This window comes from Knoellia remsis (assembly GCF_003002895.1).
GTDB lineage: Bacteria > Actinomycetota > Actinomycetes > Actinomycetales > Dermatophilaceae > Knoellia > Knoellia remsis.
In genome coordinates this window covers 38,280-59,684 of record NZ_PVTI01000009.1, presented here as the reverse complement: position 1 = coordinate 59,684, position 21,405 = coordinate 38,280, and the positions used below count along the sequence as shown (strand labels likewise).

Annotated in this window: 22 protein-coding genes and 1 tRNA gene; 11 read left to right on the top strand and 12 right to left on the bottom strand. The window is 71.0% G+C overall.

The genetic code is table 11. The features are described 5' to 3' along the window. Window positions 1-93: 93 nt before the first annotated feature. Window positions 94-1,329, bottom strand: a complete 1,236-nt coding sequence (locus BCF74_RS07150) for a hypothetical protein (RefSeq protein WP_106297265.1) — start codon at window positions 1,327-1,329, stop codon at window positions 94-96. A gap of 193 nt (window positions 1,330-1,522) precedes the next feature. Between BCF74_RS07150 and acs the strand changes: the two genes are divergently transcribed. Together acs and BCF74_RS07140 are read left to right on the top strand one after the other, a co-directional pair. After that, window positions 1,523-3,487, top strand: a complete 1,965-nt coding sequence (acs, locus tag BCF74_RS07145) for an acetate--CoA ligase (RefSeq protein WP_106297264.1) — start codon at window positions 1,523-1,525, stop codon at window positions 3,485-3,487. A 69-nt stretch (window positions 3,488-3,556) separates the two neighbouring features. Beyond that, on the top strand, window positions 3,557-4,108 hold the full coding sequence (locus tag BCF74_RS07140) for a GNAT family N-acetyltransferase (protein WP_245889258.1): 552 nt from the start codon (window positions 3,557-3,559) through the stop codon (window positions 4,106-4,108). A 12-nt stretch (window positions 4,109-4,120) separates the two neighbouring features. Here the strand turns inward: BCF74_RS07140 and BCF74_RS07135 are convergent, their stop codons facing one another. Then, window positions 4,121-4,555, bottom strand: a complete 435-nt coding sequence (locus BCF74_RS07135) for a MarR family winged helix-turn-helix transcriptional regulator (RefSeq protein ID WP_106297262.1) — start codon at window positions 4,553-4,555, stop codon at window positions 4,121-4,123. Window positions 4,556-4,676: 121 nt separating this feature from the next. Here BCF74_RS07135 and BCF74_RS07130 point away from each other — a divergent pair, with 121 nt between their 5' ends. Then, window positions 4,677-5,897 (top strand): MFS transporter, encoded by a 1,221-nt coding sequence (locus BCF74_RS07130; RefSeq protein ID WP_106297319.1) that lies wholly within the window; start codon window positions 4,677-4,679, stop codon window positions 5,895-5,897. Here the strand turns inward: BCF74_RS07130 and BCF74_RS07125 are convergent. Then, complete coding sequence (locus tag BCF74_RS07125) at window positions 5,872-6,708, bottom strand: glycerophosphodiester phosphodiesterase family protein (protein WP_106297261.1); 837 nt, start codon at window positions 6,706-6,708, stop codon at window positions 5,872-5,874. The two genes, BCF74_RS07130 and BCF74_RS07125, sit on opposite strands and share 26 nt — an antisense overlap. Before the next feature lie 194 nt (window positions 6,709-6,902). Between BCF74_RS07125 and nhaA the strand changes: the two genes are divergently transcribed. After that, window positions 6,903-8,243, top strand: coding sequence for a Na+/H+ antiporter NhaA (gene nhaA / locus BCF74_RS07120; RefSeq protein ID WP_106297260.1), 1,341 nt, complete (start codon window positions 6,903-6,905; stop codon window positions 8,241-8,243). 176 nt (window positions 8,244-8,419) lie between these two features. After that, window positions 8,420-8,806 carry a phage holin family protein gene (locus BCF74_RS07115; RefSeq protein WP_106297259.1) on the top strand — a complete coding sequence of 129 codons (387 nt, stop codon included), beginning with the start codon at window positions 8,420-8,422 and terminating at the stop codon, window positions 8,804-8,806. A 165-nt stretch (window positions 8,807-8,971) separates the two neighbouring features. Here the strand turns inward: BCF74_RS07115 and BCF74_RS07110 are convergent, their stop codons facing one another. Together BCF74_RS07110 and nth are read right to left on the bottom strand one after the other, a co-directional pair. Continuing rightward, window positions 8,972-9,643: an NUDIX hydrolase gene (locus tag BCF74_RS07110; RefSeq protein ID WP_245889257.1), complete on the bottom strand. Its 672-nt coding sequence runs from the start codon at window positions 9,641-9,643 to the stop codon at window positions 8,972-8,974. After that, the gene (gene nth, locus BCF74_RS07105; RefSeq protein WP_245889264.1) at window positions 9,640-10,353 is read right to left on the bottom strand and encodes an endonuclease III; all 714 of its coding nucleotides are present in this window, start codon (window positions 10,351-10,353) and stop codon (window positions 9,640-9,642) included. The genes BCF74_RS07110 and nth overlap by 4 nt, the downstream gene beginning before the upstream one ends. Window positions 10,354-10,487: 134 nt before the next feature. Here nth and BCF74_RS07100 point away from each other — a divergent pair, with 134 nt between their 5' ends. Beyond that, window positions 10,488-11,165, top strand: a complete 678-nt coding sequence (locus tag BCF74_RS07100) for a Crp/Fnr family transcriptional regulator (protein ID WP_106297257.1) — start codon at window positions 10,488-10,490, stop codon at window positions 11,163-11,165. A gap of 6 nt (window positions 11,166-11,171) precedes the next feature. Here the strand turns inward: BCF74_RS07100 and BCF74_RS07095 are convergent, their stop codons facing one another. From BCF74_RS07095 to sp36, 4 genes are all read right to left on the bottom strand, one after another. Further along, window positions 11,172-11,972: an MBL fold metallo-hydrolase gene (locus BCF74_RS07095; RefSeq protein ID WP_106297256.1), complete on the bottom strand. Its 801-nt coding sequence runs from the start codon at window positions 11,970-11,972 to the stop codon at window positions 11,172-11,174. A 165-nt stretch (window positions 11,973-12,137) separates the two neighbouring features. Next, window positions 12,138-12,836, bottom strand: a complete 699-nt coding sequence (locus BCF74_RS07090) for an NUDIX hydrolase (protein ID WP_106297255.1) — start codon at window positions 12,834-12,836, stop codon at window positions 12,138-12,140. Between the two features lie 84 nt (window positions 12,837-12,920). After that, entirely contained in the window at window positions 12,921-13,394 is a 474-nt protein-coding gene (locus BCF74_RS07085; RefSeq protein ID WP_106297254.1) for a RidA family protein, read from the bottom strand. A 3-nt stretch (window positions 13,395-13,397) separates the two neighbouring features. Next, complete coding sequence (gene sp36 / locus BCF74_RS17065) at window positions 13,398-13,556, bottom strand: Sp36 family protein (protein ID WP_146132895.1); 159 nt, start codon at window positions 13,554-13,556, stop codon at window positions 13,398-13,400. An 85-nt stretch (window positions 13,557-13,641) separates the two neighbouring features. Here sp36 and bagA point away from each other — a divergent pair, with 85 nt between their 5' ends. Further along, window positions 13,642-14,670: an ATPase BagA gene (bagA, locus tag BCF74_RS07080; RefSeq protein WP_106297253.1), complete on the top strand. Its 1,029-nt coding sequence runs from the start codon at window positions 13,642-13,644 to the stop codon at window positions 14,668-14,670. Then, window positions 14,670-15,848 carry an ArsA family ATPase gene (gene bagB, locus BCF74_RS07075; RefSeq protein ID WP_106297252.1) on the top strand — a complete coding sequence of 393 codons (1,179 nt, stop codon included), beginning with the start codon at window positions 14,670-14,672 and terminating at the stop codon, window positions 15,846-15,848. The genes bagA and bagB overlap by 1 nt, the downstream gene beginning before the upstream one ends. A 17-nt stretch (window positions 15,849-15,865) precedes the next feature. On the opposite strand, the gene BCF74_RS07070 is transcribed toward bagB, so the two are convergent. Continuing rightward, window positions 15,866-16,171 carry a WhiB family transcriptional regulator gene (locus BCF74_RS07070; protein WP_106297251.1) on the bottom strand — a complete coding sequence of 102 codons (306 nt, stop codon included), beginning with the start codon at window positions 16,169-16,171 and terminating at the stop codon, window positions 15,866-15,868. A gap of 228 nt (window positions 16,172-16,399) precedes the next feature. Between BCF74_RS07070 and BCF74_RS07065 the strand changes: the two genes are divergently transcribed. Beyond that, window positions 16,400-18,865, top strand: coding sequence for a penicillin-binding protein (locus tag BCF74_RS07065; RefSeq protein WP_106297250.1), 2,466 nt, complete (start codon window positions 16,400-16,402; stop codon window positions 18,863-18,865). 76 nt (window positions 18,866-18,941) lie between these two features. On the opposite strand, the gene BCF74_RS07060 is transcribed toward BCF74_RS07065, so the two are convergent. Beyond that, complete coding sequence (locus BCF74_RS07060) at window positions 18,942-19,403, bottom strand: GatB/YqeY domain-containing protein (RefSeq protein WP_106297249.1); 462 nt, start codon at window positions 19,401-19,403, stop codon at window positions 18,942-18,944. Window positions 19,404-19,446: 43 nt separating this feature from the next. Here BCF74_RS07060 and BCF74_RS07055 point away from each other — a divergent pair, with 43 nt between their 5' ends. Together BCF74_RS07055 and BCF74_RS07050 are read left to right on the top strand one after the other, a co-directional pair. Next, window positions 19,447-20,388 carry a metallophosphoesterase gene (locus BCF74_RS07055; RefSeq protein WP_106297248.1) on the top strand — a complete coding sequence of 314 codons (942 nt, stop codon included), beginning with the start codon at window positions 19,447-19,449 and terminating at the stop codon, window positions 20,386-20,388. 102 nt (window positions 20,389-20,490) lie between these two features. Continuing rightward, window positions 20,491-20,564: transfer RNA gene (locus BCF74_RS07050), tRNA-Pro, on the top strand. Between the two features lie 217 nt (window positions 20,565-20,781). Here BCF74_RS07050 and BCF74_RS07045 read toward each other — a convergent pair. After that, a complete protein-coding gene (locus tag BCF74_RS07045; protein WP_218279214.1) occupies window positions 20,782-21,249 on the bottom strand; it encodes a DUF4262 domain-containing protein in 468 nt (155 codons plus the stop codon). Window positions 21,250-21,405 lie beyond the last annotated feature (156 nt).

The window sequence follows — 21,405 nt, the reverse complement described above, 5'->3', positions numbered from 1 at the left end:
TATGCCGGCCGCTCACCGACGACTTATTGCGAGTTTGCAGAGTTCGTCGCTGCGCTCCTCACTCTGCAAACTCGCAATAAGTCGTGTGAGAGGTCAGCGCGTGGTGGTGGTCGCCTTGGCGGCCTTGGCGCGGCGGTCGAGGAGCGTACGAACTGCGACGAGGGCGACGGCAATGACGACGGCGAGCCACAGCCAGCCGACATACGTCTTGGCCGCGGCCTCGATGATCTCGAGCCACCGGCTCCGGAGCGTGGCCCACGCCGTGTCCCCGATGGTGCGGGTCGCCTGGCCGGGACTGGCCAGCCCACCGGCCGGGACCTTGGCGAACCCGGCGGCGAGACCAACGGCGATGAGGACGCAGACGAGCCAGGTCACGACGACCCGGACGACACCGATGATCGTCGGTGCGACCTTCGAGGCACTCGCCACCCAGAACGGCAGCGCCACCGCGACCGCGAGCAGCAGCCCGCGGCTCCACGTGGCCGGGGAGAGCCCCGCGACGATTGCGAGGAAGCTCGCGATGCCGGCCGCCCCGGCGTGGGCCTTCGCTCCGACCCACAGCCCGAGCAGCATGCCGATACCGGCGAGTGCGGCGAGGACGGGCCGCTCCCCCGCGGCGAAGCTGACGTCACCTTCGCTCTGGATCCAGGCGATGACGGTGAGGCCCGCCGCGATGCCGAACCGGGGCCACGGCTGCTTCACGAGTGCGGACACGACGCCGGCCCCGACGAGGCAGCCGAGGAGAACCCAGTTGCCGGTGCGGTAGCCGCTGCCGTCCGCGCCGGAGGTGAAGGGCAGGTGCATCCAGTCGGGACCGGAGCCCTTGAAGGCGACCGGCCACCACAGGAGAGCGGCGAGGACCATGGCCGCGACGGTCCAGCCGCGGCGCAGGTCGGCCTGCCAGTCCCGCGGCTCGCTCGGCTCGGTCTGCGTGTCGGCCTTCGCGGCGGCACGCGAGGTGGGCACATCGTCAGCGTGCGCCGCCGATGCCGGTGCCGCCTGGGGGCTCGGTGCCGCCCCAGGAGCCGGTGCTGCGGCGGGTGCCGGTGCCGCATCAGGTGCCGGTGCTGCGTCGTGCGTCGGGGCTGCTTCGGGCGCCGGGGCAGCCGGGGCAGCCGAGCCGGCTGGGGCAGACGGCTCGGGCTGGCTGGTGCTGAAGCGCGGGTCCTTCTCGGAGGCCTCACCCGTCCCGGCGGCAGGGCCGAAGTAGCCGGCCTCGGCGGCCGGCGCCGGGAGCTGCCCCGGCTTCAGCGGGGAGACCTTCGATCCGGACCCACCGGGGAGCGGCGGGTTGGGCACCTTGGCAGGGGTGTGGGCGTCGTCGCTCATGGCGCAGCAGGTTACTGCCCGGTTGCGCCCCGCGCAGGTGAGATGTGCCGCTCGTCGCAACCCGGCATACGAGATCGTCCGCCCGCCGACGCACACCCGCCACCGGTCGACAAACCCCGTCCGAGGTGTTGAAGCACACCCGCAAAGGCGGTTGGCTGGAGCCGACACCCGACGAGGACGACAGGAGTCCGACGTGACCGACGAGAACCTCTCCAGCCACCTGGCCGAGCTCGACCTCTCCCCGAGCCCCGAGCTCGCCGCCGAGGCCAACGGCACGGAGGCGCTCTACGCCGAGGCCGAGGCCGACCCGGAAGCGTTCTGGGCGAAGCAGGCCCGTGAGCGCCTCACCTGGGCGAAGGACTTCGACCAGACCCTCGACTGGAGCGAGGCCCCGTTCGCGAAGTGGTACGTCGGTGGCCAGCTCAACGCGGCATACAACTGCGTCGACCGGCACGTCGAGGCCGGCAACGGTGACCGGGTCGCGCTGCACTTCGAGGGCGAGGGCGGCGACACCCGCACGGTCACCTACGCGCAGCTCAAGGACGACGTGTGCAAGGCGGCGAACGCCCTCACCGAGCTCGGCGTCGAGAAGGGCGACCGGGTCGCGATCTACCTGCCGATGATCCCCGAGGCCGTCGCGACGATGCTCGCGTGCGCCCGGCTCGGCGCGCCGCACTCCGTCATCTTCGGCGGCTTCTCGGCCGAGGCGCTGCGCACGCGGATCAACGACGCGGAGGCCAAGGTCGTCGTCACCGCCGACGGGCAGTGGCGGCGCGGCAAGGCGGCCCCGCTCAAGCCTGCCGTCGACGAGGCCCTCGCGGGCGACGCGACCCCCGTCGAGAAGGTCCTCGTCGTCAAGCGCACCGAGTCCGACGTCGACTGGACCGAGGGCCGCGACGTCTGGTGGAGCGACGTCGTCGACCGGCAGAGCACCGAGCACACGCCCGAGCCGATGGACTCCGAGCACCCGCTCTTCATCCTCTACACGTCGGGCACCACGGGGAAGCCGAAGGGCATCTTCCACACGACGGCCGGCTACCTCACCCAGGCGGCCTACACGAACTCCGTCGTCCACGACGTGCACCCCGAGACCGACGTCTACTGGTGCACGGCCGACATCGGCTGGGTGACCGGCCACACCTACATCGTCTACGGGCCGCTCGCGAACGGCGCGACGCAGGTGCTCTACGAGGGCACGCCGGACACGCCCCACCAGGGCCGCTGGTGGGAGATCGCGCAGAAGTACAAGGTGTCGATCCTCTACACCGCGCCGACGGCGATCCGCACATTCATGAAGTGGGGCGCCGACATCCCGGCGAAGTACGACCTGTCCTCGATCCGTGTCCTCGGGTCCGTCGGTGAGCCGATCAACCCCGAGGCGTGGCTCTGGTACCGCAAGAACATCGGCAACGACACGGCGCCGATCGTCGACACGTGGTGGCAGACCGAGACCGGCGCGATCATGATCAGCCCGCTGCCGGGTGTGACGACCCTCGAGCCCGGCTCGGCGCAGAAGCCCATCCCGGGCATCAGCGCCGAGATCCTCGACGACGACGGCAAGCCGCTCACCGACCCCGAGGCCGTCGGCTACCTCGTCCTCACCAAGCCGTGGCCGTCGATGCTGCGCGGCATCTGGGGCGACCCGGAGCGCTACAAGGAGACGTACTGGAGCCGGTTCGGCGACAAGTACTACTTCGCCGGCGACGGCGCGAAGTACGACGACAAGGGCAACATCTGGCTGCTCGGCCGCGTCGACGACGTCATGAACGTCTCCGGCCACCGCCTCTCGACCGCCGAGATCGAGTCGGCGCTCGTGTCGCACCCGTCGGTGGCCGAGGCCGCGGTCGTCGGCGCGACCGACGAGACGACCGGTCAGGCCGTCGTCGCGTTCGTCATCCTCCGCGGTGGCGCCCAGGACGACGGAGACGCGACGGTGCAGGAGCTGCGCAACCACGTGGCCAAGGAGATCGGCCCGATCGCCAAGCCGCGCCAGATCATGGTCGTGCCCGAGCTGCCCAAGACCCGCTCCGGCAAGATCATGCGCCGCCTGCTCCGGGACGTCGCCGAGAACCGCGAGGTCGGCGACGTCACGACCCTCGCCGACGACTCAGTGATGAACCTCATCCAGCAGGGCATGGGCTCCGGCAAGGAGGACTGACCCGTCGCCACCGAAGCGCGAAACCCGTTGCGGCCGTATGCCGCTCGCGACCTCGATGCGTTGTACGACGTGTGCCTGCGCACGGGAGACAGCGGTCGCGATGCGACCGGTCTGTATGCCGTCCAGAGACTCATCGGGGATGCCTACGTCGGTCCCTATGTCGCCTTCGAACCCGCCCTGGCCACCGTCCTCGACGACGGAGCCGGGGCGGAGGGGTACGTCATCGGCGCCCTCGACACGCGGGCGTTCGAGAGGCGGTGCGAGCGCGAGTGGTGGCCGGTGCTGCGCCGGCGCTACCCACTGAGGTCGGCGCGGGCCGGCAGCCGCGACGAGCGCCTCGTCGCGCTGATCCACCAGCCGCCGAGGGCCGCGGATCACGTTGTGCAAGAGCATCCTTCGCACCTCCACGTCGACCTGCTGCCGCGCTGGCAGGGCGGCGGGTGGGGGCGCCGGCTGCTTGAGCACCTCTTCGACCAGCTCGCCGAGGCGGGGTCGCCGGGGGTGCACTTGGGAGTGGGCCGGGCCAACGAACGCGCCGTCGGGTTCTACGAGCGGTTGGGTTTCACGGTGCTCGACGACAGCTCGCCCGACGCGCTCATCCTCGGCCGCCGCCTGCCCTGACCTGTCGCGGTCCTAGGTCAGGACGGTGGCGGCGAGGTCTGCCAGCTCGGGCTGGTCCTTCGCCTTGGCCACCGCGTCGGCGAGGGCGCGGTCGTGGGTGGGCCGGGCCTTCTTGAGGAGCGCCTTCCCCGCGGGTGTGAGCTCGGTGTAGATCCCGCGCCGGTCGTCGGCGCAGAGGATGCGGGTCAGCAGGCCGCGGTCCTCGAGCCGGTTGACGAGCCGCGTCGACGCGCTCGGTGACAGGGCCGCGGCGCGGGCGAGCTGGGACATGCGCATGTGCCACCCGTCCTGACGCGACAGCGAGTCGAGGACGCTGAACTCGACGACCGAGAGGTCGTGCCGGTCCTGCAGCGCTCGCTCGAGCTCGGACTCGACGAGCTGGTGCAGCGCGGCGAGCCGCCGCCAGCCCTGAGCGCGGATCTGCACCGCGTCGTCGGAGATACCCATGGACCCATCCTAGCCGTTTTGCAATATCCCGCGTGTGCAACTAACGTCTCACCAGTAGTTGCACACGCGCTATATCTCGTCAGGAAAGGACGCGCACGTGGCCTCCACGTCGGCTCCGCAGCTGGACCTCGTCACCGACACACCCCTTGCCCCACGCAGCTCCCGGCTTCCCCTGGGCCTGCTCGCCCTCGCCGTCGGCGGCTTCGGCATCGGGCTCACCGAGTTCGTCATCGCCGGCCTCCTCCCCGAGGTCGCCCGCGACTTCGCCGTCACCGAGACCGCGGCAGGCTGGCTCATCTCCGGCTATGCCCTCAGCGTCGCCGTCGGCGGCGTCGCCCTCACCCTCGCGGCCTCTCGCCTCCCTCGCAAGCAGGTCCTCCTCGGCCTCATGGTGCTCTTCATCGTCGGGAACCTGCTCTCGGCGATCGGCACGCCGTATGCCGTGATGATGACCGGCCGCGTCATCGCGGCCCTGTGTCACGGCGCCTTTTTCGGCATCGGCTCGGTCGTCGCCGCGAGCCTGGTCACCAAGGAGCGCGCCGCGAGCGCCATCGCGCTGATGTTCGCCGGGCTCACGACGGCCAACGTCCTCGGCGTCCCGCTCGGCACCCTCCTTGGGCAGCAGCTCGGCTGGCGCTCGACCTTCTGGGCCATCACCGGCATCGGCATCGTCGCGCTCGCCGCCATCGCCGCCCTCGTCCCGACCTCGGTCAACGACCGCGACCCCGACGGCAGCGGCACCCACCGCGGCACGTGGGCGGCCGGCATACGGCACGAGCTGTCGGCCTTCGCGAACCGGCAGGTGTGGTTCTCGCTCCTCGTGACGGTGCTCGGCTTCGGCGGCATGTTCGGCGCGTTCACCTACATCGCGTTCACGCTGACCGAGGTGAGCGGGTTCTCGAGTGGGGCGGTGCCGTGGCTGCTCATCCTCTTCGGCGTCGGCCTCTTCGTCGGCAACCTCCTCGGCGGTCGCGGCGCCAACAGGTCCGTCCCGCGCACCCTCATCACCGTGCTCGCCGCCTTGACCGTCGTCATGGTCGGGTTCGCGCTCACCGCCGAGTCGCAGGTGCTGACGATGCTCGCACTCGTCCTCATGGGCGCGTTCGGGTTCGCCACGGTGCCCGGGCTGCAGCTGCGGATCATGTCGAACGCGGGCTCCGCGCCCACTCTCGCGAGCGGTGCGAACATCGCCGCCTTCAACGTCGGCAACGCCCTCGGCGCGTGGCTCGGCGGCGTGACGATCGCGGCCGGTCTCGGCTACGTCTCGACGATCTGGGCCGGCGCCGCGATGGCTGGCGCAGCCCTGCTCACCCTGCTCATCGCGGAGCGGGTCCGCTCCTGACCCTGCCGTCGGCGGACCGGTCGAGCTCCACGCCAGTCGGCGCGCTCGGCCGGTTCGGCATCGGCTGCCAGATGCCGCGCTGAATCCAGCTCTCCCGCAACACATCCGGACGATCGGTGATGATGCCATCGACGCCCGCGCCGAGGAGTCTGCCCATCAAGACTGGCTCGTCGACCGTCCAGACGATGACCCGTATGCCGTGCGCGTGCGCCTTGTCGACGAGGCGGTCGACGAAGACGGGGACGCGACCGAGCGACACCGGCACGTGGGCGAACTCGGCGGTCCGCACCCAGCGCGGTGCCGGCACGCCCACCCGGGCACACGAGATGAGGGTCGTGAGCGACCGCCAGCCGAGCGCCGTGTGCGCGTGTGGCGCCAGCTCGCGCAGCCGCCGCAGCCACCCGTCCCAGGCACCGGCGACACACACCCGCTCACCCACGTCGCGCCGGGCGAGGACCCGCGCCAGCGGCTCGATCGCCGCGGCCTCCTTGAGGTCGACGGTGAACCGCGAGTCGGGGAACGCCTCGAGCGCCTCCGACAGGGTCACGACCGGCTCGCCGCCGACGCCGAGCCGGCGCAGCTCGGCCATCGTGAAGGCGCGCACCGGGCCACGTCGCGACGTCACCCGGTTCACCGTCTCGTCGTGGAAGCAGGCGAGCTGCCCGTCGGCGGTGATCCGCACGTCGGTCTCGAGGTAGCGGAACCCCAGCGCGGTCGAGCGGGCGAACGCCGCGAGGGTGTTCTCGGGCGCGAGCCCTGCCCCCCCCCGGTGGGCGATGGCGAGCGGACCGACCTGCGAGGGGTACGCCATGTCCCCATGCTCGCGAAGCGAGGTGGACCGCGGGTGACGCGCACGCGGCATACCGCCGTCTGTTCACCCACAGTTCGGCGGCCGGTCCAGGTGCCGGAGACGCGAACCGACCATCCGTTCCCCGCCGGTAGAATTGATTGCAGGTGAGCCGGGAAGTCTGGTCGGCAGTCCCCCTGACGACCCCGGAAGGCCCCATGTCTGTTCGCCCGCCGCAGGACCGCCTCTTCAACCGGCCCACGTGGACGGAGGCGCAGTTCGTCGCGCGCGCCCTGCGCACCGAGACCGTCGGTGGCGCGATCCTGCTCGTCGCCGCGATCGTCGCCCTCGTCTGGGCGAACTCGCCGATCCGCGAGTCGTATGCCGCGCTGCGCGACTTCAAGGTCGGCTACGAGCCGTGGCACCTCGACCTCACGCTCGGGCAGTGGGCCGCGGACGGTCTGCTCGCACTCTTCTTCTTCGTCGCCGGCCTCGAGCTCAAGCGCGAGTTCCTCGTCGGCGACCTGCGCAACCCGCGCAAGGCGGCCGTGCCCGTCGTCGCCGCCGCCGGTGGCGTCATGGTCCCGGCGCTGATCTTCGCCGCGACGATCTTCGTCGCCGGCGAGAGCGGGGGCGAGGCGATGCGCGGCTGGGCGATCCCGACCGCGACCGACATCGCGTTCGCGCTGGCCGTGCTCGCGGTCATCGGCTCGCACCTGCCGTCGGGGCTGCGTTCGTTCCTGCTGACGCTCGCGGTCGTCGACGACCTCATCGCCATCACGATCATCGCGATCTTCTACGCGGACGAGGTGTCGTTCACGCCGCTGCTGCTCGCGCTCGTGCCGCTCGGGGTGTTCGCCTTCCTCGTGCAGCGGCGGATCGTCGTGCCGTGGCTGCTCGTCCCGCTCGGCCTGCTCACGTGGGGGCTCGTCCACGAGTCGGGAGTGCACGCGACCGTCGCCGGTGTGCTGCTCGGTCTCACCGTGCCGGTCAAGCCGCGTGACCACGTCCCCGCCGTCTCGACGATGCCGGCCAAGGCCGACGTCGCCCACCGGCTCGAGCACCGGCTCCGGCCGCTGTCGGCCGGGTTCGCCGTGCCGGTCTTCGCGTTCTTCGCCTCCGGCGTCACGGTCATCGGCGGCGGGTTCGGTGAGGCGGTGCGGGACCCCGTCGCCATCGGCATCGTCCTCGGGCTCGTCGTCGGCAAGGTCGTCGGTGTGCTCGGCGCGACGTTCCTGCTCGCCCGGTTCACCAAGGCCGAGCTCGACGAGGACTGCACCTGGAGCGACATCATCGGCCTGTCGCTGCTCACCGGCATCGGGTTCACCGTCTCGCTGCTCGTCGGAGAGCTGGCCTTCGGTGCGGGCTCGGAGCGTGACGACCACGCCAAGCTGGCGGTCATCGGTGGGTCGCTGCTCGCCGCGGTCCTCGCCTCGCTCGTGCTGCGGCGCCGCAACGCGGTCTACCGCCGGATCCACCTCGAGGACCAGGTCGACCAGGACCAGGACGGGATCCCCGACGCCTTCCAGGAGCGGTCGGACACCGACGGCACCCGCTGACGGCTGGCTCGGGGCGGGCACGCTCGGCCACCCGCGGCTCGACCACGGGCGACCACGGGCGGCCACGGGCGACCGCCCGAGGCTCGACCACGGGTCGGCCGCACCCACGCCGCGAGCGGTCACTCGGTAAGGTCGGGAGCAGACCGTGATCCCTGACCTGCGAAGGTGAACACCACATGGCAACCCAGACCGGACCCGAGCGGACCGTCGGCCAGCTCGTCGCCGACGCCACGCACGACGTGCAGGGCATCGTCCGCAGCGAGATCGCCCTCGCCAAGGCGGAGGTGTCCTCCGGCGCCAAGGTCATGGGCAAGGGCGCCGGGCTCCTCGGCGGCGCGGCGTTCCTCGGGCTGCTCGGGCTGATCTTCCTTTTCCACACGCTCGCGCAGGTCATCGCGATCTGGCTGCCGCTGTGGGCCGGCTACCTCATCGTCACGCTCGTGCTGTTCCTCGTCGCGGCCGTGCTGGGGCTCATGGGCAAGAAGGCTCTCTCGAAGGCCAAGCCGGTCCCGAAGCGCGCCATCGCCGAGGCCGAGCAGACCATCGCCACCCTCAAGCCCTGAGGCGCCAGCACACCTCCCCCTGCCGACTTATTGCCGATTCCGTGCGGGCGCGGGTGCCGGGAACCAGCAATCAGTCCCGACTGATGCCGACTTATTGCTGATTCCGTGCGGGTGTGAGCGAACGGAACCGGCAATAAGTCGGGGCGGGGTGAACGGAACCGGCAATCAGTCGTCGCGCATCCATGCGGACATGACGTCCTCCGGGATGGGCCGCTCGACGCTCGCGTCCCACTCGCGGGCGACCCCACCGAGGTCGAGGACCGTCCCGAGCAGCAGCGCGGTGAACCCCCACACGAAGAGCCCGCCGGCCTCGAACCCGGCCCCGCGATAGCCCACCGGGTGCACGACGGTGAAGCGCCGCCCCGGGTCGACGAGCTCGGTCACGGGCACGCGCTCGACCCGCTCGACCTCGGCCGGGTCGACGACGCGAACCTGTCCCGGCTCGGGCCACCACGCGAGCACGGGCGTGACCGCGTTGCCGGTCGGCGCCATGTAGAGCGCCGGCAGCGTCCCGACGACCTCGACGCTCGCCGGGTCGACCCCGACCTCCTCCTGCGCCTCGCGCAGCGCCGCGTCGACGGGTCCGGCGTCACCGGGATCGATCCGGCCGCCGGGGAAGGACACCTGCCCGGGGTGGGCCCGCAGGTCCCGTGACCGAGCGGTCAGGACGACGTCCTCCCCACCGCCCTCGCTCGCCGCTCGTGGCCCGAAGAGCATGAGCACGGCCGACGCCCGCTCGGTCTCGTTCGGCGGCACGAACTCCGAGAACGGCGACAGGTCGTGCCCAGCAGCGTTCTCGACGACGCGGTCGAGCCACGCCGGTCGGGGTGCCCTCACTCGCGCACCTCGTCGGGCAGCGGTCCCGGCGGCGGGTCCGGCAGCTCGGTCACGCCGGGCGCGAGCTCGAACTTGAGCAGCTTCCTGGCCACGGCCGGATCGGTCGGCCCCAACCCGTAGGACGGGCACCACCGCGACACCGGGCACGCCCCGCAGGCCGGCTTCTTGGCGTGGCACGTCCGGCGGCCGTGGAAGATCAGGACGTGACTGAGCATGACCCAGTCCTTGCGCGGAAAGAGTGCCCCGACGGCGTGCTCGACCTTGACCGGGTCGGTCTCCTCGGTCCAGCCGAAGCGCCGCACGAGCCGCCCGAAGTGCGTGTCGACGGTGATGCCCGGCACGTCGAACGCGTTGCCCAGCACGACATTCGCGGTCTTGCGCCCCACACCGGGCAGCGTCACCAGGTCGCGCAGCCGACCCGGCACCTCCCCGCCGAACCGCTCCACCAACGCCTGCGACAACGTGATGACCGAGTTGGTCTTGGCGCGGAAGAAACCGGTCGGCTTGAGCACCGCCTCCATCTCAGCGCGGTCCGCCCACGCCAGTGCGGCCGCCGACGGCCATCGCGCGAACAGCCCGGGCGTGACCTTGTTCACCGTCACGTCGGTCGTCTGCGCGGAGAGCACCGTCGCGACGAGCAGCTGCAACGGTGTCTCGAAGTCGAGCTCCGCATGCGCATACGGGTAGCGCGCCACGAGCGCTCGGTACATCTTGCGGGCCCGGCGCGTCCGCGCGACAGGCGACTCTGCGGCATACGCCTCGGAAGAAGCTGGCACGCTCGCCACCCTACGTCGCGGCACCGACGTGCCCAGCGCCTGACTTGCGCTCATGGCACACTGACCCCGTGGATCTGGACGTCGTGCGCAAAGCTCCCCTGTTCGCCGCCCTCGATGACGAGACGGCGAGCTCCCTCATCGCGTCGATGACGCGCCAGCACATGGAGCGCGGCGACGTGCTCTTCAACGAGGGCGAAGGCGGTGACCGCCTCTACGTCATCGGCGAGGGCAAGATCAAGCTCGGCCGCTCCTCCGCCGACGGTCGGGAGAACCTCCTCGCGATCCTCGGCCCGGGTGAGATGTTCGGCGAGCTCAGCCTCTTCGACCCCGGCCCGCGCACCGCGACCGCGACCGCCGTCGCGGAGACGCAGGTCGTCGGCCTGACCCACGACCAGCTCAAGAGCTTCCTCGCGGAGCGCCCGGGCGTCGCCGCGACCCTCCTCGCCGCACTCGCCCGCCGACTGCGCCGCACCAACGAGTCGCTCGCCGACCTCGTCTTCACCGATGTCCCCGGCCGCGTCGCCAAGGCGCTCATCGACCTCGCCGGCCGCTTCGGTCGCCCCGTCGAGGGTGGCGTCATGGTGAGCCACGACCTCACCCAGGAGGAGCTCGCGCAGCTCGTCGGCGCCTCCCGCGAGACCGTCAACAAGGCGCTCGCCGACTTCGCGACCCGCGGCTGGCTCAAGCTCGAGGCCCGCGCCGTCCTCGTGCAGGACATGGAACGCCTGCAGCGCCGCGCGCGCTGACTCTGCTCAGGACCAGCTGACACCGAGGTAGTCGAGCTGGGCTCGGATGCTCAACCGCGCCGCCGGCCACACCTCCTGCGGCACGTCGGCATAGACCCGCGTCAGCACGCCTTCGACGGGGTCGGCTTCCTGTGCGGCGCCGTCCGCGAGCGCCTGCCGCACCTGCTCGAGCCGCTCCTGCCGGTGCGTGCGGTAGAAGGCCACCACCGCCGCCGCGTCCCCGAGCGCCGGCCCGTGGCCGGGGAGGATTCCGGTCACCTCGCCGTTGCCGGTGAGCTCGGCGATGCGTTCCAACGACGAGAGGTATGCCGCGAGCTCGCCATCGGGGTGCGCCACCACCGTGGTCCCGCGGCCGAGGACCGTGTCGCCGGTGAGCAGGGCGTGGTCGGACGGGAGGGCGAAGGAGAGGGAGTCGCTCGTGTGGCCCGGGGTGGCGACGACCCGCAGCTCGAGGCCTCCCGTGGTGACGACGTCGCCGTCGCCGAGGTCGTCGTGGCCGCGGCCGAGCGCCCGGATGCGGCTGCCGGTGAGCTCGGCGAACCGGGGCGCGGCCTCGGCGTGGTCGTGGTGGCCGTGGGTGAGGATCGTCTCGGTGACGCGGGCCCCCGCGTCGGCGACCACGCGGCATACCCGCTTCAGGTGGCCCTCGTCGAGGGGGCCGGGGTCGATGACGACGGCCTCGGTGCTGCCGGGCTCGATGAGGACCCACGTGTTCGTGCCGTCGAGCGTCATCGACCCGGGGTTGGGCGCGAGGACGCAGTGCGCCCGCGTCGTGATCTGCCCTCCATGCCACTCGTCGCCAGCCATGCCCCCACCCTGCCACCCCGTGACGGGCCGACGCGGACCCACGGACGTGCAACTGGTGCGGCCAGTCGGCGGAGACGACCATGGCTGAGCACAGGCCACAGCCTCGGCCATGCCATTGCCCGTCCATTGCACGTCCGTCGGGCCGGCACCCTCGGCGCGGCGTGCTCAGGGGATGTTGGAACGCATGACGAGCCGGTCGCCGAGGTCGACGAGCTCCGGTGACACAACGGCGAGCGATGGCTCGTCGGCGAGGAACTCCGCCACCGACCCGAACGTCGCCAGCTGTTCGAGCATGACCACCGTCGGGGGCAGCATGACCGCCCGTCCTTCGGCGTATGCCGTGAGGAGACGTGCCGGGAGCACCCACGCGTCGTGGTCGGTCTCGCCGGAGTCGCCGAGCGCCGACTGCCCCTCGGGGAGAGCCGCGGCGAAGAACCACGTGTCGTAGCGGCGCTTCTCGAACGGCGGGGTGACCCAGTGGGCCCGTGGCACGAGCTCGCCCGCGGACAGGCGCAGCCCGCACTCCTCCTCGACCTCGCGAACAGCCGCTGCCACCAATGGTTGTGCCTCGCTGGGCCCCAGTGCCATGCGCTCGGCCAGCGCCGCGACTGCCGTGCCGTCCAGCTCGGCCGAGGCGTCGGCGTCGTCGACCCCGCCCCCGGGGAAGACGTACATCGACGGGGCGAACGCCATCGACGCCACCCGCCGCTGCACGAACACCATCGGACCGTCGGCGGAGTCGCGCACCACCATGACGGTCGCGGCGCCGCGCGGCACCAGCGGCTCACCCGGCGACGCGAGCCAGGCCCGCGCGTTGGCGACCCACGCCTCGGAGCGGGGCGCCTCGAACTCGCGCAACGGCATACCGGAATCTCCTCGTCGTGTCCCTAACCGACCAATTGGGTGAGATCGGGACGGATCCGTCCAATTGGGTGAGATCGGGACGGTTCAGTCGGCGACGTGGACGATGATCTCGACCTCGACGGGCGCGTCGAGCGGCAGCACCGACACCCCCACCGCGGACCGGGCGTGCACGCCCGCGTCACCGAAGGCCGCACCGAGCAACTCGCTCGCGCCGTTGACGACGCCGGGCTGGCCGGTGAACGACGGGTCGGACGCGACGAAACCCACGACCTTGACGACGCGCTCGACCCGATCCAGGTCTCCCACAACGGATTTCACCGCGGCGATGGCGTTGAGCGCGCAGATCTGCGCGAGCTCCTTCGCGCGTTCGGGCGAGACGAACCCGTCGCCCTCCCCGACCTTGCCGGTCTCGGCGAGCTGGCCCGACACCATCGGCAGCTGCCCGGAGGTGAACACGCGCGATCCGTCGACGACGGCGGGCACGTAGACCGCGACCGGCGCCGCGACCTCGGGCACCGACAGGCCCAGCTCGGCGAGGCGGTCCTCGACGGCACCCACGGCTCAGGCCCCCTTCGGACGCTTGAGGTAGGCGACGAGTCCGTTGCCGTCGGGGCCGGGGACGACCTGCACGAGCTCCCAGCCGTCCTCCCCCCACTGGTCGAGGATCTGCTTCGTCGCGTGGATCATGAGCGGAACGGTCGCGTACTCCCACTTCTGCATGCCCACACCCTAGGGCCTGTGCCGGGACCGTGGTCCCGCCCACTGCCGGTCGGCCACGCACCCGCCCACCCGTAGGCTGGAGCACGTGCCCCAGCCACCCCTCGCCGACCTCACCGGCGCCCGGCTGCACGTCGTGACCGGCAAGGGTGGAGTCGGCAAGACGACCGTCGCCGCGGCCCTCGCGCTCGCGCTCACGAGCACGGGCAAGCGGGTCCTCCTCGTCGAGGTCGAGGGCCGTCAGGGCCTGTCGCAGACGTTCGACGTCCCGCCCCTCGGCACCGACGAGACCCGCCTCGTCGCGCACCCGAGCGGGGGCGAGCTCTGGGGACTCTCGGTCGACGCCAAGGCGGCCCTCCTCGAGTACCTCCAGCTGTTCTACAAGCTCGGCCGTGCCGGCGGTGCCCTCGAGAAGGTCGGCGCCATCGACTTCGCCACGACGATCGCACCGGGCGTGCGCGACGTCCTCCTCATCGGCAAGGTCTACGAGGCGGTGGGGCGCCCCAAGGGCGGCCGCGGCTCCCGCGGCAGCGGTGCCCCGACCGAGCAGCTGTATGACGCGGTCGTCCTCGACGCGCCGCCCACCGGTCGCGCGGTGCGCTTCCTCAATGTCAACGCCGAGGTCGCCGGGGTCGCGAAGGTGGGCCCGATCAAGAACCAAGCCGACGCCATCACCCGCATGCTGAAGCAGCGCTCCACCGTCGTGCACATGGTGACGCTGCTCGAGGAGATGCCGGTCCAGGAGAGCCTCGACGGCCTGCGCGACCTCGAGGCCGCCGGCCTCCACCTCGGTGCGATCGTCGTCAACCAGGTCCGCGAGCCGCACCTCTCCCCCGAGGATGTCGCGGTCCTCGCGACCACCGATGACGCCGCCCTCGACGAGCAGCTGCGCACCGAGCTCGCCGCGGCCGGTCTCCGCCCGACGAACCCCATGGTGACCGGGCTCCTCGCGGAGGGTCGCGCCCACGCGCAGCGCCTCGCCCTCCAGGACGACATGGCCGCCGAGATCGCCGACGCCGGACCGCCGGTCGTCGAACTGCCGGCCCTCGCCGGTGGCGTCGAGGACGGCGGCATCGCCGTGCTCGCCGAGGAGCTGCTCGAGCAGGGGGTGCGCTGATGGCCCGCGCCACCAAGACCGCCAGGACCGCGAAGGCCGACCACGCCCGGCTCGACGTGGACGCCCTCCTCGCCGACGAGGGTGTCGGCATCATCGTCTGCTGCGGCGCCGGTGGTGTCGGCAAGACGACGACGGCAGCGGCGCTCGGCATCCGCGCCGCTGAGGCCGGGCGCCGTGTCGTCGTCCTCACCATCGACCCGGCCCGCCGGCTCGCCCAGTCCCTCGGCCTCACCGAGCTGGACAACACGCCCCGCCCCGTGGCCGGTGTCGACACGAGCAAGGGCGGGTCCCTCGACGCGATGATGCTCGACATGAAGCGGACCTTCGACGAGGTCGTCGAGGCCCACGCCACGCCAGACAAGGCCGCGCAGATCCTCGCCAACCCCTTCTACCAGGCGGTGTCGAGCTCCTTCGCGGGCACGCAGGAGTACATGGCGATGGAGAAGCTCGGCCAGCTCCGCACCCAGGCCGAACGTGACGGCACGTGGGACCTCATCGTCGTCGACACCCCACCGTCGCGGTCGGCGCTCGACTTCCTCGACGCCCCGAAGCGGCTCGGCTCGTTCCTCGACGGGCGTTTCGTGCGCCTGCTCATGGCGCCGGCAAAGGCCGGTGGGCGCGCAGGGTTCAAGGTGTTCAGCCTCGGGGTCGACCTCGCCCAGAAGACCCTGAGCCGGGTCCTCGGCGGGCAGATGCTCCAGGACGTGCAGACCTTCGTCGCCGCGCTCGACACGATGTTCGGCGGGTTCCGCGAGCGCGCCGACGTCACCTATGCGCTGCTCAAGGAGGACTCGACGTCGTTCGTCGTCGTCGCGTCCCCGGACCGCGACGCCCTGCGCGAGGCGGCCTACTTCGTCGATCGCCTGGGTGAGGAGCGTATGCCGCTCGCCGGGCTCGTCGTGAACCGTCTCCAGCCGCTCGGTGCGGCTGCGCTGTCGGCCTCGCGTGCGGAGGACGCCGCGGACCAGCTCGAGGAGGACGGTGCCGGGGACTCGCTCACCGCCGGCCTGCTCCGGCTGCACACCGACCTCGCCGAGGTCGCGGCACGCCAGTCGGCCGTGGTGTCACGGTTCGCCGCGTCGCACCCCGAGGTGCCGATGACGTCCGTCGCCGCCTCGGCGACCGACGTCCACGACCTCGACGGTCTGCGCGAGGTGGGTCGACTGCTCGCCGGCTGACCCGGCATACGGCAGGGTCAGTCGCGCGCGGCGGCCATGGTGCGGTCGAGGACCGGGCGCCAGGACCGGATGTCGGGGTGACGGCGCAGCAGGGCCCGGCGCTCGCGCTCGGTCATGCCGCCCCACACACCGAACTCGGTGCGGTTGTCGAGCGCGTCGGCGAGGCACTCGAGCGCGACGGGGCACCCTCGGCAGACGACCTTGGCGGCGCGCTGCTCCTTGCCCTGGACGAAGAGGGCGTCGGGGTCGGTGCCGACGCAGGTTCCGCGGGTGGACCAGTCGGAGGTGTGCGACTCGGTGTCCGGTGCGATGGTGATCGTCATGCGCTCTTCCTTGAGTAGGGCCGTTCCCTCCCGAACGGCGCTCACGTCAAACTAGGCAGCGGCAGAAACTCCCACCATGACGAATTTGGGGACTAGTCAGGGGGTTCGAAATAACTAGTTCTTTGACTAGGTATGCTGTCCCGCGCGGCGCGCGGTTCACTCCCGACCCGCCTCCGGTCGCCGTCGCGGCGTCCCTGCCCGCACAGATTCCCGCGTTACCCTGCCTGCATGGAAGGTCGTGCCCAGAACCTGTCCCATGTGCTGCGTCTGCTCATGGGACTCGTCGTCCTCGGTGTGCTCATGGGCCTGCTCATGGCCGGGCTCGCCATCCCGGCCATCGGCGCCGGCGGCAGCGTCGCGAACAGCAGCGTCAAGGCCTTCAACGACCTCCCGAGCGAGTTCGCCATCTCCCCGCTCGCCCAGCAGAGCAAGATCGTTGACTCCAGCGGCAAGCAGCTCATCGCGAACCCCTACGACGAGAACCGCATCGTCGTCCCGCTGAAGTCGATCTCCCCGTGGATGCAGAAGGCGCAGATCGCCATCGAGGACTCCCGCTTCTACGAGCACGGCGGCCTCGACGTCCGCGGCTTCACCCGTGCCGTCGTGTCGAACTTCCAGAGCGGTGACGTCCAGGGCGCGTCGACGCTCACGCAGCAGTACGTCAAGATCACGATGCAGGAGAACGCCCTGCGCCGTGACGACGAGGAGGCCGCTCAGGCGGCGGTCGCGAAGACCTACACCCGCAAGCTGCAGGAGCTGAAGTACGCCCTCGACGTCGAGCGCAACTTCACCAAGGACCAGATCCTCACCGGCTACCTCAACCTCGTCTACTACGGCGACCGCGCCTACGGTGTCGAAGCGGCCGCCCAGAACTACTTCGGCGTCCCTGCCGCCAAGCTCACCCTCGTGCAGTCGGCGCTGCTCGCCGGGATCGTGCAGCAGCCCACGGCATACAACCCCGTCCTCAACCCCAAGCAGGCCGAGGCCCGCCGCAACACCGTCCTCGACCGGATGCAGGCCCTCGGCATGGCCTCGGCCAAGGAGGTCGCCGCAGCGAAGAAGGTCAAGGTCCAGGACATGCTCGGCAACCGCAAGCCGCCCAAGGGCGTCTGCCAGCGCTCGAGCGAGCCGTACTTCTGCGCCTACATGATGCGCTACCTCGAGGTGTCGCCGCAGATGGCGATCCTCGGCAAGACCCCGCAGGAGCGCCTGAAGAACATCAACCAGGGCGGGCTGACGATCCGGACGACGCTGGACATGAAGCTGCAGGCCGCGACGCTCAAGGAGCTGACCAGGGCCGTCAAGATCGGCAACAAGAGCAACCTCGGCGCCGCCTCGACGATCATCGAGCCCGGGACGGGCAAGGTCCTCGCCATGGCCCAGGCCACCGACTTCGGTGACAGCGAGCTCAACCTCAACACGGACCAGAAGTACGGCGGCAGCCAGTACGGCTACCAGATCGGCTCGACGGCCAAGACCTACGCGCTCGTCACGGCGCTGGAATCCGGGATGCCGCTCGACGCGACGGTCAACGCACCGTCGGCGAGCCCCGACGACCCGTACACCTTCTACAACAGCGAGATGAAGGACAAGTGCGGCACCGGTCCTGAGGGCTGGCGGGTCGGCAACGACTACCGCAGCGGTGGCCGCATGTCGCTCTACCAGATGACGACGGAGTCCATCAACACCGCCTTCGCGCAGCTGACCATCGACCTCGGCGCCTGCAAGGTGCACGAGACGATGACCCGCATGGGCGTCCACGAGGGCAGCGGGAAGCCCGTCGACCAGGCCATCCCCTCCGTGGCTCTCGGCGCGGCGACGGTCACCCCGATCACCATGGCCTCCTCCTACGCGACTCTCGCGGCCCGGGGCAAGTACTGCGAGCCGAGCCCGATCGCGTCCATCACGACGGCGAATGGCAAGGAGATCAAGGTCCCCCCGGCGTCCTGCAAGCAGGTCATCCGGCCCGACATCGCCGACGGCGTGAACCAGCTCCTCCAGGGTCCGCTCAAGGAGCGCCGCGGCACCGCCGAAGGGTCCTGGGACTTCTCGGTCCGCCCGGCCGCCGGCAAGACCGGGACGACGAACAACCACAACCAGTCGTGGTTCGTCGGTTACACCCCGCAGCGTGCGGCCTCGGTGTGGATCGGCAACATCAAGGTGGCCAACAAGAGCGGCAAGCCGTACACGCTCAATGGCAAGACCTTCAACGAGTACGGCTACAAGGCCAAGGTCTTCGGTGGCACGGTGGCCGCGCCCGTGTGGGAGCAGATCATGAAGGCCGCGACCAATGGCCTTCCGGTGGTCAAGTTCACCGAACCGTCCGCTGCGGTCAAGAACGGCAACTACCAGGCGATCCCCGACGTCACCGGTGACAGCGTCTCGACCGCCACGGAGAAGCTCGAGGCAGCCGGGTTCAAGGTGAAGGTCGGCGGTCGCGTCGACAGCACCGTCCGCGAGGGCCGGGTCGCGGGGACGAGCCCCGACCGGCGCCAGGCGAAGGGCGCCACGGTGACGCTGCAGATCTCGAACGGCAACTCCCAGCCCGTCGTCCAGCAGCGCCCGAGGACGCAGGCGCCCCGCCCGACGGCGGCAGCACCGTCGCCGACGGCCGTCGCGCCGACGCCGATTCCGCAGCCCACGACGGCAGGTCCCGGCCCCAAGCCGAAGCCGCCGAAGCCCACCAAGAGGTAGCCGCTCCGGAACGCAGTGAGGGCCCCAGCCACGAGGCTGGGGCCCTCACTGCGTTGTGGGTAGGCGGTTCGCGCCGTCAGCCCACGAGGACCTTCTTGACGATCGCGGCCACCCGGCCACCGTCGGCGCGCCCGGCGATCTGCGCCTGGGCGACCTTCATGACCTGGCCCATCTGCGGCATACCCGTCGCGCCGGTCTCCGTCACGGCGGCGCGGACGATCTGCTCGAGCTCGGCGTCGTCGAGCTGCTTGGGCAGGTAGCCCTCGAGGACGGCCAGCTCGGCCTCCTCGTTCTCGGCCAGCTCGGGGCGCCCTGCCTCGGTGTATGCCGTCGCGGCCTCCTTGCGCTTCTTGGCCTCCTTGGCGACGACCTTGAGGACCTCGTCGTCGGTGAGCTCCTTGGCCTCGTCACCGGCGACCTCGGCGTTCGTGATCGCGGTGAGGGTCATGCGCAGCGTCCCGGAGCGGACCTTGTCCCGGGCGCGCATGGCGTCGGTGAGGTCTGTGTGCAGCCGGTCCTTGAGCGTCGCGTCGGTCATGGCCCCCAGTCTGTCACCCCGCGTCAACCGGGATACTGGACCGATGACGACTCTCGGTGGCGTGGCCCGCGGACTCGGTGGGCTCGTGGGCCTGGGGGTCGCCGGCGTGGCGTATGCCGGGCTGGTCGAGCGGAACTGGTTCGCGCTGCGGTCCGCGACGCTGCCGGTCCTGCCGCCCGGGTCGGCGCCCGTGCGAGTGCTCCAGGTGAGCGACCTGCACCTCGTGCCCCGACAGCGCCGCAAGATCGAGTGGGTGCGCGAGCTCGCCTCTCTCACACCGGACTTCGTCGTCAACTCCGGCGACAACCTCGCCGCCGTCGATGCCGTGCCGGCGCTGTTGCGGGCGATGGAACCGCTCATGCAGTTCCCCGGGGCATTCGTGCTCGGGTCGAACGACCGCTACGGGCCGGTGCCGAAGAACCCCGCCCGCTACCTCACCCGCCACTACGCCCGGGCTCCGCGGCGGGAACGGGTGGACCTGCCGGTCGGCGAGCTCGTGAGCGGGCTGCGCGCCGGCGGGTGGGCCGACCTCGACAACGCCCGCACGACCGTGACGATGGGTGAGCACCGGGTCGAGCTCGTCGGCGTCGACGACCCGCACATCCAGCGTGACCGGTATGCCGCGGTGTCGGCTCCCGCGGCGTCGGACGTCGCGCTCACGATGGGTCTCGTGCACGCGCCCTACCAGCGGGTCCTCGACGCGATGGTCACGGACGGCGCCGACCTCGTGCTCGCGGGGCACACGCACGGTGGGCAGCTCGCCGTGCCAGGGGTGGGCGCTCTGGTGACGAACTGCGACCTCGACCGCGGACGCGCGAAGGGTGTCTCGAAGTGGTGGCCGGGAGCGGGTTCCGAGGTGGGCCGGCCCGCTCCGGAGGGCGCGGCATACCTGCACGTCTCGGCCGGTCTGGGCACGTCGCCCTTCGCGCCGGTGCGGTTCGCGTGCCGTCCGGAGGCGACGCTACTCACCCTTGTCGGGCGCTGACGTCGGCCGCTCTCACCGACCGGCGGAACCGATTTCGGGACCGGGGTGAGCGTCGGCTATCCTCGGGTGTCGCTTGCGCCTCCGGGTGCGGGCGGCATGCCACGGGGTGTGGCGCAGCTTGGTAGCGCGCTTCGTTCGGGACGAAGAGGTCGCAGGTTCAAATCCTGTCACCCCGACGCAGTGAGGGCCGTTGTTCGACTTCGTCGAGCAGCGGCCCTCGCGAGTTGGGGGACAGCATGCTGGGAGCTGGAGCGCACCGGCGACGAAGGAGGCGGGACGCGACAGCGGCTCCTGTCACTCAGACGGTGGCGAGTCGTCCCTCCATGCCTGAGTCGTCCCTCCATGTGGGGACGACTCACCACGGGAGGGACAAGTCACCATCCGAGGGAGAGGTCAGACCGCGAGCGGGCGCACTGTGAAGGCACGCACCGAGCTGCCCCGTGGCATCTCGTAGAACGCGTTGGCCGCCACAACGTGGGCACGGGGGTTGCGCATCTCCTCGACGCGGAAGGTGACGTCGAGCTCGTCGAACCTCCGCACCTCGCCCGGCATGAACACCTCGCCGTGGAACACCTCGTGTGCCAGGCCATTGAGCAAGCCGCTCGTCGGCAGGCGATCGAGCCCGAACAGGACCAGCTCGGGGTGTCCGATGCCGTGCAGTCCGGTGGTGTAGCCGAACCGTTCGGACGCCTTCTGCTTCGTGCCGTCCGCGCGCTGCGCCGCCCGGCTCTGCGGAACGGCACGGCAGCACTCACATTCGTCATCGGACACGTAGGTGAGGGCCACCCCGCAGCGTCGGACGGTGTCACGCAGCCATGCACGCTGTTGGTCCATGAAGGCGGTCTCTGCGGGCAGGATCATGGTTGCTCCTCTGCATCGTCGGTCTGGACTGACCACGCACGCTAGGAACCGGGACCGACACCCGCGCCTCCTCACGGGCCCACCGCACCGCTGCCACCGCGGCTCACGTCACCCGACACATGGTGAGTCGTCCCTTCATGCCTGAGTCGTCCCCTG

Coding starts and splice junctions, on each gene's coding strand:
- BCF74_RS07150 (WP_106297265.1), bottom strand. CDS start 1,329: ATGAGCGACGACGCCCACACCCCTGCCAAGGTGCCCAACCCGCCGCTC.
- BCF74_RS07135 (WP_106297262.1), bottom strand. CDS start 4,555: ATGGGTATCTCCGACGACGCGGTGCAGATCCGCGCTCAGGGCTGGCGG.
- BCF74_RS07125 (WP_106297261.1), bottom strand. CDS start 6,708: ATGGCGTACCCCTCGCAGGTCGGTCCGCTCGCCATCGCCCACCGGGGG.
- nhaA (WP_106297260.1), top strand. CDS start 6,903: ATGTCTGTTCGCCCGCCGCAGGACCGCCTCTTCAACCGGCCCACGTGG.
- BCF74_RS07115 (WP_106297259.1), top strand. CDS start 8,420: ATGGCAACCCAGACCGGACCCGAGCGGACCGTCGGCCAGCTCGTCGCC.
- nth (WP_245889264.1), bottom strand. CDS start 10,353: ATGTACCGAGCGCTCGTGGCGCGCTACCCGTATGCGCATGCGGAGCTC.
- BCF74_RS07095 (WP_106297256.1), bottom strand. CDS start 11,972: ATGGCTGGCGACGAGTGGCATGGAGGGCAGATCACGACGCGGGCGCAC.
- BCF74_RS07090 (WP_106297255.1), bottom strand. CDS start 12,836: ATGCCGTTGCGCGAGTTCGAGGCGCCCCGCTCCGAGGCGTGGGTCGCC.
- sp36 (WP_146132895.1), bottom strand. CDS start 13,556: ATGCAGAAGTGGGAGTACGCGACCGTTCCGCTCATGATCCACGCGACG.
- bagB (WP_106297252.1), top strand. CDS start 14,670: ATGGCCCGCGCCACCAAGACCGCCAGGACCGCGAAGGCCGACCACGCC.
- BCF74_RS07070 (WP_106297251.1), bottom strand. CDS start 16,171: ATGACGATCACCATCGCACCGGACACCGAGTCGCACACCTCCGACTGG.
- BCF74_RS07065 (WP_106297250.1), top strand. CDS start 16,400: ATGGAAGGTCGTGCCCAGAACCTGTCCCATGTGCTGCGTCTGCTCATG.
- BCF74_RS07060 (WP_106297249.1), bottom strand. CDS start 19,403: ATGACCGACGCGACGCTCAAGGACCGGCTGCACACAGACCTCACCGAC.
- BCF74_RS07055 (WP_106297248.1), top strand. CDS start 19,447: ATGACGACTCTCGGTGGCGTGGCCCGCGGACTCGGTGGGCTCGTGGGC.
- BCF74_RS07045 (WP_218279214.1), bottom strand. CDS start 21,249: ATGATCCTGCCCGCAGAGACCGCCTTCATGGACCAACAGCGTGCATGG.